6 protein-coding genes are annotated in these 13,330 nt (G+C 67.8%); all 6 read left to right on the top strand.

Translation table 11 applies throughout. The annotated features are described in order from the left end of the window. Positions 1 to 7,653: DNRLRE domain-containing protein (locus ACWGO0_RS10670; protein ID WP_453531147.1), on the top strand; the 7,653-nt coding region annotated here is incomplete at its 5' end. Further along, entirely contained in the window at positions 7,650 to 7,907 is a 258-nt protein-coding gene (locus ACWGO0_RS10665; protein ID WP_453531145.1) for a hypothetical protein, read from the top strand. The genes ACWGO0_RS10670 and ACWGO0_RS10665, both read left to right, overlap by 4 nt. Positions 7,908 to 8,035: 128 nt before the next feature. Continuing rightward, positions 8,036 to 8,869 (top strand): M55 family metallopeptidase, encoded by an 834-nt coding sequence (locus ACWGO0_RS10660; protein WP_453531142.1) that lies wholly within the window; start codon positions 8,036 to 8,038, stop codon positions 8,867 to 8,869. Then, positions 8,862 to 10,205 (top strand): M20/M25/M40 family metallo-hydrolase, encoded by a 1,344-nt coding sequence (locus tag ACWGO0_RS10655; protein WP_453531139.1) that lies wholly within the window; start codon positions 8,862 to 8,864, stop codon positions 10,203 to 10,205. The genes ACWGO0_RS10660 and ACWGO0_RS10655 overlap by 8 nt, the downstream gene beginning before the upstream one ends. Before the next feature lie 20 nt (positions 10,206 to 10,225). Next, complete coding sequence (locus ACWGO0_RS10650) at positions 10,226 to 12,244, top strand: prolyl oligopeptidase family serine peptidase (protein ID WP_453531136.1); 2,019 nt, start codon at positions 10,226 to 10,228, stop codon at positions 12,242 to 12,244. Next, entirely contained in the window at positions 12,241 to 13,185 is a 945-nt protein-coding gene (locus tag ACWGO0_RS10645) for a S66 peptidase family protein (protein WP_453531133.1), read from the top strand. Before ACWGO0_RS10650 ends, ACWGO0_RS10645 begins: the two co-directional genes overlap by 4 nt. Positions 13,186 to 13,330 lie beyond the last annotated feature (145 nt).

Raw genomic sequence — 13,330 nt, 5'->3', positions numbered from 1 at the left:
GCCGAGGGCAACACCGTGACGTACAAGAACGCGGTGGCCGGCGCGGACCTGTCCTATGTGGTGGGTCCGGGGCAGGTGAAGGAGAACATTGTTCTTGCGGAGCGCCCGGCCGGTCCGGTGTCGTTCACGTTCACCCTGGATGCGGGTGGTCTGACGCCGAAGTCGGGCAAGGACGGCTCGGTCAAGTTCTACAGCGACGCACCCAACCCGGTGCTCGTGATCCCGGCCGCGTTCATGACGGACGCGAAGCGCAATCCCGCCGCCCCGTACGGTGCCGGTTACAGCGCGGCGGTTGAGCAGAAGCTGACCAAGTCCGGCAAGGACTGGAAGCTGACGGTCACTCCGGATGCGAAGTGGCTGGCCGCGAAGGAGCGGCAGTACCCGGTCACCGTCGACCCGACGATCACGATCGCGCCGACGCCGTCATCGGCGCGCGACGTGATGATCTCGTCGGACGGTCCGGCGTCGAACTATGACGACAACTGGCGTCTGTCGGTCGGCAACACCACCACCGGTTCCTCCCGTGCGCTTCTGCGGTTCCCGCTCGGCACGGTCCCTGCGGGCACCAAGCTGGATTCGGCCGATCTGAAGCTGTACTACGACCAGACGCACACCGCGGGTGACACCGAGGTCCAGCTGGAGGCGCACCGCGCCACGCAGGACTGGACCGAGTCCGGTGCGACCTGGAACAACGCCAACGGCATCACCGGTGAACTCTCCGGCACCTCCGTCGTCGTCGATGACGGCGACGCCGGGCGCACCGCGGCCGTCGGCTCCTGGCCTGCTTCCGGGAACACGGCGTACACGCAGTACGCGGTGAACACCGACTACCTCTACAACAAGGACACGGTCGCCGGGGACACGTACACCTGGCAGCCGAGTCTGCCGGAGGACGGTGACTACCAGGTCGAGACGCATTACGTCCCGGCCACCGACCGTGCCACCAACACCCCGTACACCGTGACGTACAACGGCGGTTCGAAGGCGTACACGGTCAATCAGCAGGCCGGTACGGGTGGTGAGTGGAAGACGCTGGGGACGCACCCGTTCAAGGCGGGAACCCTGGGCAAGGTCGTCCTCGGTGACGGCCCGGCCTCCACCTCCACCACGGTCCTGGCCGACGCGGTCCGCTTCACGAAGGGCGGTGTCGTTACCAAGAAGCCCAATGAGCTGAACACCTGGCACACCTTCCCCGTGACCAAGACTGTCCAGTCGTGGATCGACGGCACGAACACCAACAACGGTTTCGTCATCAAGGCCGGTGACGAGAGCGCCAACGGGCCCAAGGGTGGTCCGCGTTACGAAGGCAGCGAGTTCGCGTACGCGGGGGAGTCGGCGAACTACCCGAAGCTGGTGCTGACCTACGGCCGTCAGGGTGTCGACCTCGCCGCCCCCGCCACCATCCATGACACCGGTGCGGAGCTGAACTGGTCCGCGTACACCGACCCGTCGGCCGCGTCCACGGATGATGACCTGGTCGAGTACCAGGTGCACCGCTCGATCAACCAGTCCTTCACCCCGTCGGCTGCGACGATGGTGTCGCCGATCGCGCCGGGTACGACGTCGTTCACCGACACCTCCGCGGTGCCGACGAAGGCGGACGACCCGGATCCGTTCGGCCGGGCGTATTACTACATGGTCGCCGTCAAGACGAAGGACCGCCAGGTCCTGGGCGCCCAGACCCAGCTGGTCCGTCTCCCCAAGGCGGGGCGTACGACCAAGGTGCTGGAGGCATCGGCCGACACGACCCTGTCCTCGGCCGAACCGGCCCTGCCCCACGACACTCTCACCGAGGGCGGCCCGCAGACCTGGATCTCGGCCGGGAACAACTCCCTCACCTACGGTGACACCCGCGCCCTGCTGAAGTTCCCCCAGCTCGGCATCCCCACCACCGCACGCGTCCTGGACGCGACGGTACGGCTGTGGGGCACCCAGACCAGCCAGGACACCACCGGCGCGATCTACGAACTGCGCCCGCTGACACGGGACTTCGACGAGACCGCGACCTGGGTGAAGGCGAACGCCGCCACCAACTGGACCACCCAGGGCGGTGACGTCGGCGCGACCGTGTCCGACACCGGATCCAAGACCAACGACCCGGCCCGGCACGACTGGAACGTCACCTCACTCGCCCAGTCCTGGGTGACCACCCCGACGTCCCAGAAGGGCGTCGCCATCAAGATGGCCAACGAGGCCGTCGCGCAGGAACGCACCCTGTTCCTGTCCTCCGAAGGCGCCGAGCCCAAGCTCCACCCGAAGATCGTCGTCACCTACGTCGACTCGACCACCGAGTCCACGTACCACGCGCCGGGAACCCCGGCCCGGATGACGCCGAACACCACGTACACGGTGGACTTCACCCTCACCAACAACACCGCCTCGGCATGGGCTGCCAGCGAGCGGGAGCTCTCCTACACCTGGAAGCTGCCCGACGGCACCGACGTCACCAACGGCGGCAACCAGATCGCCACACCGGTCCCGGCGCTGGCTCCCGGCGAGTCCGCGGCCCTCCAGGCCCAGGTGAAGACCCCGATCAACTCCGACTCGGGCAACAAGCGCACCGACTACGTGCTGGGCTGGGACGTCCGCAAGATATCCGACGGCACCTGGCTGTCGGCAGGCGCGGGCGCCATCCCCTCCCTCAAGCAGAACGTCGCGGTCGAGGACCCCACGTCCAACACGCTGGGAATGGAGAAGTTCTACTCCTACACCGGCAAGAACACCGGCGCCGGCTCGTCGGTGATGAACAACCTCTCGGCCGGTAACAGCGTCTGGCAGTACAACGCCTTCACCAACCCCGGCCGCGGGCTCACCACCTTCGCGCGGTTCGCCTACAACTCCCTCGACACCTCCGACACCGTTCTCGGTGCGGGCTGGTCGGGGCAGGCCGCAGGCCCCATCCGGATGGGCGCACCGCTGGAGTTCCACCCCAAGCCCAACCCGACCGAGATCCGGCTCCCCGACGGCGACGGCACCACCCATGTCTTCCGCAAGCAGCCCGACGGCAGCTGGAAGGCCCCGGCCGGTGTCCACTACAACCTCGCCGCCAAGCCGGGACTCGACTGCACCCCGCTCAAGGACCCGGTCCCCGACGCCTGGACGCTGACGCGCCCCGACGGCACCCGGTTCGTGTTCGGCTGCGACGGTTACCTGACGTCGACCGTCGACAACAACGGCAACGCGCAGACTCACACGTACGAGGAGCGCAAGTCCAACAACAAGCCGACCAAGTTCCTGACCTACATCACGGACCCGGTCGGCCGTCAGTCGCTCACCGTCGAGTACTACAAGAAGGGTGACGCGTCCTACGAGTACATCAACGACTCGGGCGCGAAGGTCACCGGCTCGAACCTGAACAACTCCAAGATCTACGACCACGTGAAGTCCATGACGGACGTCTCGGGCCGCAAGATCGCCTTCTACTACACCGACAAGGGCCTGCTCGGCCAGGTCACCGACGGTGTCGGCGCCAGCCAGCCGAAGCACTTCAAGTTCACCTACGACGCCACCCAGGGCAACAAGAACGTCAAGCTGGTCAAGGTCACCGACCCGCGTGGCAACGGCACCTCGCTGGCGTACAACACCCCGCAGGCCGGCGACGACCCGAAGTACCACTGGTGGACCAAGAGTGTCACCGACCGGCTGAACAACGCCTCGACGTACACCTACAAGGCGAACACCTCGAACTCGAAGTTCATCGACGCCGAGGTCACCGACGCCGAGGGCCGCGCCACCGACTACGTGCTCGACGACTTCGGCCGTCAGGTGCAGGTCACGAACGCCAAGTCCGAGACCACCAGAATGAACTGGGACGCGGACAACAGCGTCACGTACATCGAGGAGGCCAACGGAGCCAAGTCGGTCTTCTGCTACGACCAGAAGACCGGCTACCCGCTGCGTGAGTGGGACGCCGAGACGACCAAGAGCTGGACGTCCGAGCAGCTGCTCGCCACCTACTACTGCGACCCGGCCAACGAGGGCAGCCTGCCTGGCGCGGCCAAGTTCGCCTACACGACCCGCCTGGACGGCTACTCGGCGGACCTGACCGTCAAAACGTCCAAGGAGGGCCGCAAGTGGAACTTCGGCTATGACTCCTTCGGCAACCTGACGGCGGTCACCGACCCCAAGGGTGTCGCCACCACGACGGTGGACGACTACACCACGAAGTACGAGTACGACGTTTACGGCCAGCAGACCAGGACCGTCGACGCCAACGGCAACCCGAGCGTGAACGCGGACTTCGAAGCCAGTGGGTATCCGAAGACGATCACCGACGCGGAGAACCACGCCACGAAGTTCGTCTACGACGAGCGGGGCCAGGTCACCACGGTCACCGACGCCCTGCAGAAGACCACCACGCAGACCTACGACACCTTCGGCCGACCGATGGTCAGCAAGGTGCCGAAGGACCAGGCGGCCGGGGTCTACATCACCACGTTGGCGCCCGACTACGACGCCAACGACAACGTCACCAGGTCCACCGACCCGGCTGGTGTTCCCACCACGGCGGTGTACGACGCGGGGGACCAGCTCAAGGAATCCACGGGCCCCGACAACAACGTCATCGGACGCAAGACCGCCTACACCTACGACAAGGTCGGCAACCTCAAGACGACGACCGAGCCCAAGGGCGTTGCCACCACCGCGGACGCCACGGACTTCGTCACCACCAACCACTACGACGCCGCCTACCAGCTCACCAGCGTGGTGGACTCCAAGGGCGACAAGCTCTCCTACGAGTACGACAACGTCGGCAACATGGTGACGGTCGTCGACCCGAAGAAGAACGCCACAGTCGACACCACCGACTACACGTCCAAGTCCACGTACGACCTCAACCACCGGGTCGTCAAGGGAACCGACTCGGCGGGCAAGTACACCACCACGGTGTACGACAAGGACTCGCTGGTCGTCGCGGCCACGGACAAGGAACGCAACAAGACCGAGCTCCTCTACGACGAGCGTGCCATGCCCGTCGAGAAGAAGGCGCCCTACGAAGGCACCACGGTCCGCAGCACCAAGTTCGAGTACGACCAGGCCGGCAACCGGACCAAGGTCATCACCCCGCGCGGCGTGAACACCTCCAACACCGAGGACTTCACCCTCCGCACGGAGTACGACAAACTCGGCCGGGCGGTCAAGGAGTTCCAGCCGTACGACCCGGCCGACGCCCGCTTCAACAGCCCGAACGTCTACACCCAGACGGTGTTCGACGCTGTCGGCCAGGTGACCAAGGTGTCGGCGCCGCCGTCGTCGGGCGAGTCGGCCCGTAACGAGACCACCTACACCTACTTCGACAACGGCTCGGTCAGGACGTCCACCGACACGTGGGACATCCGGACCGCGTACGAGTACGACGACAGCGGCCGGCAGACCACGCGCACCCTGACCGGGGCGGGCGGCTCGCCGTCGCGGACCATGACCACCGGCTACTGGCCGGACGGGTCCATGAAGACCCGTACGGACGCACCTTCCGCGGGCGCGGAGCGCAAGTCCTTCGCCTACGCCTACGACGCCAACGGCAACACCACGTCGATCAACGACACCTCCCCGGGTGCCGGTGTCGACGCGTACACGATGACCTACACCGGCCTCAACCAGGTCGAGAAGGTCACCGAGGCGCTGGCCAGTGAGGCGAAGAAGACCACGTCGTACGTGTACGACGCGAACGGTCAGCCGGACAGCGTGACGCATCCGGACCAGTACTCCCAGTTCACGTACGACCCGCGCGAGCTCGTCAAGTCGGTGAAGGTCGGTGAGTCGCCGACCGACGCCACCCCGGAACTGACCGAGTACACCTACACCGACCGCGGCAAGATGCTGCGGGAGACCAAGGCCAACAAGAACACGGTCGACTACGGCTACTTCCTCAACGGGTCGCTCAAGAGCACCACGGAGAAGAAGTCCGGCGGCGCGCTGGTCGCCTCGCACGTCTACACGTACGACGCCAACGGCAACAAGGCGCAGGACGTCGCGAAGAAGATGAACGCCGACAACCACTCGGCGTACCTCGACAGCACCAGCGACTTCGTCTACGACCCGGCCGACCGGATCGCGAAGGTCACCAAGACGGGTAACGGTGCCGGCACCGAGACCTACGTCCACGACAACAACGCCAACGTCATCAGCCAGACGGTGAAGGGCGTCCCGACGACCTTCGACTACGACCGCAACCGGCTGACCAACGCAACCTCCGGCGGGACCACGGCGGCGTACAACTACGACGCCTACGGCCGGCTGGACAACGTCACCTCCGGCGGCAGGACCGTCGAGGACAACACCTACGACGGCTTCGACCACGTCACGGAGCACACCAAGCTCCAGCAGGACGGCACGTCGAAGACGACGACGTACAAGTTCGACCCGCTGGACCGCAAGACGGCCAAGACCGAGGGCACCAAGACCACCGACTACAACTACCTCGGTACCGGTGGAGAGGTGCTCGACGAGCGGGTGGCCGGCGAGATCACCAAGTCCTACCAGTACAGCCCGTGGGGCAAGCGCCTGTCGCAGATCAAGCACAACAGCGACGGCACCGAGGAGCTCGGGGTCTTCGGCTACAACAGCCACACCGACGCCGAGATCCTCACGGACAGCACGGGCGACACCAAGGCGACGTACGGCTACACCGCCTATGGCAAGGACGACGAGGCCGAGTTCACCGGCATCGACAAGCCCGAGGCGGCGCAGCCGGACAAGGAGGCGTACAACCCCTACCGATTCAACTCCAAGCGGTGGGATGCCAGTTCGGGTACGTACGACATGGGCTTCCGGGATTACAACCCGGGCCTGAACCGCTTTACCACGCGCGACATGTACAACGGTGCCCTCGCCGACATGCGGCTGGGCAGCGACCCGTACACCGGTAACCGGTACGCCTTCTCGGGCGGAAACCCGGTCAGCAATGTCGAGCTCGACGGGCACTGCTTCGGAATCGACTGGTGCGAGAGTGCGGTCTCCGCCACCGGGGACGCCATCGCGGATACCGCCAGCGGTATCTACATGGGCACCGGTGAAGTCTTCTACGGTCTGGTGTCGAACGTTCCGGACGCGGCGTCGTACGCCGGCTGGATGGTCGACGGCGACTGCTGGAACGGCGGGGCCGGTGCGCCCGGCTGCGACTACGGCGCCACGTTCGACAACTGGGCCGCGAGCCAGGGCTACAACACCGACAAGTGGACCTACACCCTTCCCAGCATGGTGGCCGATCTGGTCGGCAGGAAGACCTCCGGCGTGCCGTCGCCGGGCGCCATGCCCAAGAAGAAGACGCCGCCCGCGCCCAAGCCCACCACGCCGCCCGCGCCCAAGCAGGAGAAGTACGGCGACAGGGACGGCTACATCTCCCTCTTCAAGGCACCTCAGAGCGGGAAGGGAGCGGGCCAGAAGAAGTACGGATACCAGGCGGCGGACTTCCCGGATTCAGCGAAGGAGAAGGGTGCGGCGTACTTCGGAAGGAAGTACAGCCTGGTGGACGAGAAGTACGCTCAGTACTACGGGGACGGCATCATCGAGATCCGAATCCCCGAGGACGACTACAATCGCTACTTCAAGCAGTACGAGAAGTCGTACGAAGGCAGCGAAGAAGTGGAAGTGCCCATCCCTACCGGAATGTTCGGTCAGCTGAACAAGTACGAGAGACTGTGGCACAAGTGACAGAAGACGAATGGGACGCCGCCAAGCGGAAGTTCCCCTACGGGTCCACGGTCGACGGCACCGTCAACCAGGTCGCGCCCTTCGGAATCTTCATTTCGGTGGAGGGTCTGCACGTGACCGAGGCTTTCGCGGATGTAGCGGGAATGCATCACGAAGGTTCCACGGTGATCTGGCCCGACGTGGGTGAATCGGTCACCGGAGTCGTGGTCGAGCACACAGAACGCAACCATCAGCTCAAACTTCATCTGAAGTAGCAGCAGGGACGGCCCGCCGGTTCATCCGGCGGGCCGTTCGCGTTCCGATGTGCACTGCACAGGACTGGACCATTGAACCTTCCTTGGGTTCTGGTCCAGCCGTTCGCCGACGCGTAACGTGACGCGGCATGAAGATCCTCATCAGCGCGGACATGGAGGGCGCCACGGGAGTGACGTGGCCTGCCGATGTGCTGCCCGGAACTCCGCAGTGGGAGCGTTGCCGCTCCATGTTCACCTCCGACGTGAACGCCGCGGCCCTCGGGTTCTACGACGGGGGCGCCGACGAGGTGCTCGTCAACGAAGCCCACTGGAGCATGCGCAATCTGCTCCTGGAGCGGCTCGACGAGCGGGTCCAGATGCTCACAGGCAAACACAAGTCGCTCTCCATGGTCGAGGGCATCCAGCACGGTGACGTCGACGCCGTCGCGTTCGTCGGCTATCACACGGGCGCCGGCACGGAGGGCGTACTCGCCCACACCTATCTCGCGAACTCGATCACCGGGGTCTGGCTGAACGGGGTCCGCGCGAGCGAGGGACTCCTCAACGCGCACGTCGCCGCCGAGTACGGGGTCCCGGTCGTCCTCGTCACCGGGGACGACCTGACCTGCGTCGACGCCGACGGATACGCGCCCGCGGCCCGCAAGGTCGCGGTGAAGGACTACGTGTCGCGGTACGCGGCGGTGTGCCGGACCCCGGCCCGTACCGCCGCCGACATCAGGGCAGCCGCCAAGGACTCCACCGGGCTCGCCGTGCGACACGAACCCGTGACGGGCGGCTCCTTCACGGTGGAGCTGGAGTTCGACGCCGAGCATCTGGCGGCAGCCGCCACCGTGGTACCCGGCGTGGCGCCGACGGGCGAGCGGCGTGTCGCGTACACCAGCGGCACGATGTACGAAGGTATTCGCACGTTCAAGGCGGTGACGACGATCGTGTCGTCCGCCGTGGAGGAACAGTATGGCTGAGGCGACAAGGCCGCTCGGTCCGGTGGACCAGCAGGCACTCGACGAATCGGTGACGTTCACCTCCGAACTGATCCGGATCGACACCACCAACCGGGGCGACGACAGCTGCCAGGAACGCCCGGCCGCCGAGTACGTGGCCGAGCGGCTGGCCGCCGCCGGTCTTGAACCGGCGCTCCTGGAGCGCACACCCGGACGTACCAACGTGGTCGCCCGCATCGAGGGCACCGACCCGTCCGCCGACGCCCTCCTCGTGCACGGCCACCTCGACGTGGTGCCCGCCGAGGCCGCCGACTGGAGCGTGCACCCCTTCTCAGGGGAGGTCCGCGACGGCGTCGTCTGGGGCCGCGGGGCCGTCGACATGAAGAACATGGACGCGATGGTCCTCTCCGTCGTCCGCGCCTGGGCGCGCGCCGGGGTCCGGCCCCGCCGCGACGTCGTCATCGCGTACACGGCCGACGAGGAGGCCAGCGCCGAGGACGGCTCCGGGTTCCTCGTCGAACGCCACGCCGACCTCTTCGAAGGCTGCACCGAGGGCATCAGCGAATCCGGCGCGTTCACCTTCCACGCCGGCGAGGGCATGTCCCTCTACCCGATCGCGGCGGGCGAGCGCGGCACCGCCTGGCTCAAGCTGACCGCCGAGGGCAAGGCCGGACACGGCTCCAAGGTCAACCGGAACAACGCCGTGACCAAACTCGCCTCCGCCGTCGCCCGGATCGGGGCCCACCCGTGGCCGGTGAGGCTCACCCCGACCGTCCGGGCGGCGCTCACCGAGATCGCCGCGCTGCACGGCATCCCCGTCGACACCGAGGCGCCCGGATTCGACGTCGACGAGCTGCTGGGCAAGCTGGGACCGGCCGCCGCGCTGGTCGAGCCGACCGTGCGCAACAGCAGCAACCCGACGATGCTGGACGCCGGCTACAAGGTGAACGTGATCCCGGGCCGCGCGACCGCCTATATCGACGGCCGGATGCTGCCCGGCGGCGAGGACGAGTTCCACGAGACCCTCGACCGGCTGACCGGGCCCGGCGTCTCCTGGGAGTTCCACCACCGCGAGGTCCCGCTCCAGGCCCCGGTCGACTCACCCACGTACGCCAAACTGCGCGCCGCCGTCGAACGCTTCGACCCGGACGGCCATGTCGTGCCCTACTGCATGTCGGGCGGCACGGACGCCAAGCAGTTCTCCCGGCTCGGCATCACCGGATACGGCTTCTCGCCCCTGAAGCTGCCCGTCGGCTACGACTACCAGGCCATGTTCCACGGCGTCGACGAGCGCGTCCCCGTCGACGCGCTGCACTTCGGCGTCCGCGTCCTCGACCACTATCTGCGTACCGCCTGACCCGACACGGGGGGAATCACATGGTCATCACAGCGCCCTACGGAACGTGGCCTTCACCCATCGACGCGGCACTCGCCGCCTCGCACGACGGCCGCCCGGAGTTCGTCGGCACCGTCGGCGACGAGGTGTGGTGGACGGAGCCGCGCCCGGCCGAGGGAGGCCGCCGCGCCCTGGTGCGCCGCCGCGCGGACGGCGCCACCGAGTCCGCGCTGCCCGCACCCTGGAACGCCCGCAGCCGCGTCATCGAGTACGGCGGGCAGCCGTGGGCCGGCGCCGAGCGCTCCGAAGGCGGCCCGCTGATCGTCTTCGTCCACTTCGACGACCAGCGGCTGTACGCGTACGAACCGGACGGCTCCCGCGACCCCTGGCCGCTCACCCCCGTCTCCGAGGTCGGTGACGGGCTGCGCTGGGCCGACCCGCAGCTCCGCCCGGTCCGCACGGAGAGCGGAGCGCAGGGCGAAGTCTGGTGTGTCATGGAGGAGTTCACCGGTGAATCACCCACCGATGTGCGCCGGGTGATCGTCGCCGTGCCCCTGGACGGCTCGGCCGCCGAGGACCGGGGCAGGGTGCGGGAACTCTCCGACGACCGGCACCGCTTCGTCACCGGGCCGAAGATCTCGCACGACGGGCGACGGGCCGCCTGGATCGCCTGGGACCACCCGCAGATGCCCTGGGACGGCACGGTCGTGATGGTCGCCGACATCACCGACGAGGACACCTTCACCGGCATCCACCCGCTCGTCGGCGACACCGACGAATCCGTCTGCCAGGTCGAGTGGGACCGCGACGGCTCCCTGCTGTTCGTCTCCGACGTCAGCGGCTGGTGGGAGCTCCAGCGGATCCGCCCGGACGCCCCGGCGGGCGCCGTCGTGCCGAGCAGCAGGATCTGCGGCGGCCGGAGCGAGGAGTTCGGCGGCCCCATGTGGCGGATCGGGCTGCGCTGGTTCCGGATCCTGGACAACGGGCTCATCGCCGTCATCCACGGCAAGGGCACCACCCGGCTCGGGGTGCTCGACCCCGAGACCGGCGAACTCGCCGACGTGGCGGGCCCCTGGACCGCCTGGGCCTCGACGCTCGCCGTACAGGACACCCGGGTCATCGGCATCGCCGCGAGCCCGCACACCGCCGCCGAAGTGGTGGAACTGGACACCGCCGACGGGCACACCCGGATCATCGGCGCGCACCACCAGGACGCCGTCGACCCCGCGTACTACTCCGAGCCGCAGGAGCGCGTCTTCACCGGACCCGACGGGCGCGAGATCCACGCGCACGTCCACCCGCCGCGCCACCCGTCCCACACCGCTCCCGAGGGCGAGAAGGCGCCCTACGTGATCTGGGCGCACGGCGGCCCCACCGGGCACACCCCGCTCGCACTCGACCTGGAGATCGCCTACTTCACCTCCCGCGGCATCGGAGTCGCCGAGGTCAACTACGGCGGTTCCACCGGCTACGGCCGCGCCTACCGCGAACGGCTGCGCGAACAGTGGGGCGTCGTGGACGTCGAGGACTGTGCCGCCGTCGCCGAGGCCCTGGCCGCCGAGGGCTCGGCCGACCGCGACCGGCTGGCCGTACGAGGCGGCAGCGCGGGCGGCTGGACCACGGCCGCATCCCTGACCGGCACCGACGTCTATGCGTGCGGGACGATCATGTACCCCATCCTGGACCTGGCGGGCTGGGCCACCGGTGAGACCCACGACTTCGAGTCGCAGTACCTGGAATCGCTCGTCGGCCCCATCGAGGAAGTACCGGAGCGCTACCGCGAGCGCTCACCGATGTACCTCACCGACCGGCTGACCGCCCCGTTCCTGCTGCTCCAGGGGCTCGACGACGTGATCTGCCCGCCCGTGCAGTGCGACCGGTTCCTGGCCGAAATCGAAGGCCGCGGCATCCCGCACGCGTACCTCGCCTTCGAGGGGGAGAGCCATGGATTCCGGCGCGCGGACACCCTGGTCCGTGCGCTGGAGGCCGAACTCTCCCTGTACGCCCAGACCTTCGGCATCGACCGTCCCGACGTACCGCGACTGGAGCTGACGAAGTGACGCTTCTGCCCCTCACCCGGCCCGCCCGGCTGAGGCCGGGTGCCAGGGTCGCCGTCGTGGCGCCCGCGGGACCTGTGCCGGCCGACCGCCTGGAGCCCGGTCTCGACCTGCTGCGCGGCTGGGGCCTGGAACCGGTGGTGGCACCCCATGTCCTGGACGCACACCCGGACCTGGACTATCTGGCGGGTACGGACGAGGACCGCGCACGGGACCTCCAGGACGCCTGGTGCGACCCCTCGGTGGACGCCGTGCTGTGCGCCCGCGGAGGATACGGCGCCCACCGCATGGTCGACCTCCTGGACTGGAGCGCCATGCGGGCGGCCGGGCCCAAGGTGTTCGTCGGCTACAGCGACATCACCGCACTCCACGAGGCGTTCGCCGTACGGACGGGGATCTCCACCCTGCACGGACCGATGGTCGCGACCGAGACCTTCCTCAAGGACGCCGCGACCCAGGAGTCCTTGCGCGCCACCCTCTTCGAGCCGGAATCGGTACGCACCCTCGGCCTGGACTCGGCGACCGCGCTGGTCCCGGGCCGTGCCCGGGGCATCACGTACGGCGGCTGCGTCAGCCTGCTCGCCGCCGACATCGGCGCCGCGCACGCCAGGCGGTCGGCCAGGGGCGGGCTGCTCGTGATGGAGGACACCGGTGAGGAGCCGTACAGGATCGACCGCATCCTCACCCAACTGCTGCGTACCGGAGCCCTCGACGGGATCGCAGGGGTCGCCTGCGGTTCCTGGGAGAACTGCGGGCCGTACGAGCAGGTGCGGGCCGTGCTCGCCGACCGGCTCGGCGCTCTGGGCATACCCGTGGCCGAGGAACTGGGCTTCGGGCACAGTCCGACGGCGCTGACGATTCCGCTCGGGGTGCCCGCCGTACTGGACGCGCCGGCGGACGGCGGCCGGTGCACACTCACCGTCGAGGTGCCCGCCCTCGTCTGAACACTCGGCTGAACCCGCGTCCGAATTCCTCCGGCTCGTGCAGAAGTTGAGCAATATTCAGGAAACGCTGCCGTGAGCGTTGACACACCTATGACGCCTGTCACAGCATGAGCGCGGCCCGGTACCTACCGGTCGGTAAGGTGTC

This window comes from Streptomyces sp. NPDC055749 (assembly GCF_053617235.1).
Note: the sequence above shows the minus strand (reverse complement) of the source record. Positions and strands in the feature narration are given on the sequence as shown.

Excerpts from the sequence above, each read along its gene's own strand:
- ACWGO0_RS10660 (WP_453531142.1), top strand. The coding sequence starts at position 8,036 with ATGAAGATCCTCATCAGCGCGGACATGGAGGGCGCCACGGGAGTGACG.
- ACWGO0_RS10655 (WP_453531139.1), top strand. The coding sequence starts at position 8,862 with ATGGCTGAGGCGACAAGGCCGCTCGGTCCGGTGGACCAGCAGGCACTC.
- ACWGO0_RS10650 (WP_453531136.1), top strand. The coding sequence starts at position 10,226 with ATGGTCATCACAGCGCCCTACGGAACGTGGCCTTCACCCATCGACGCG.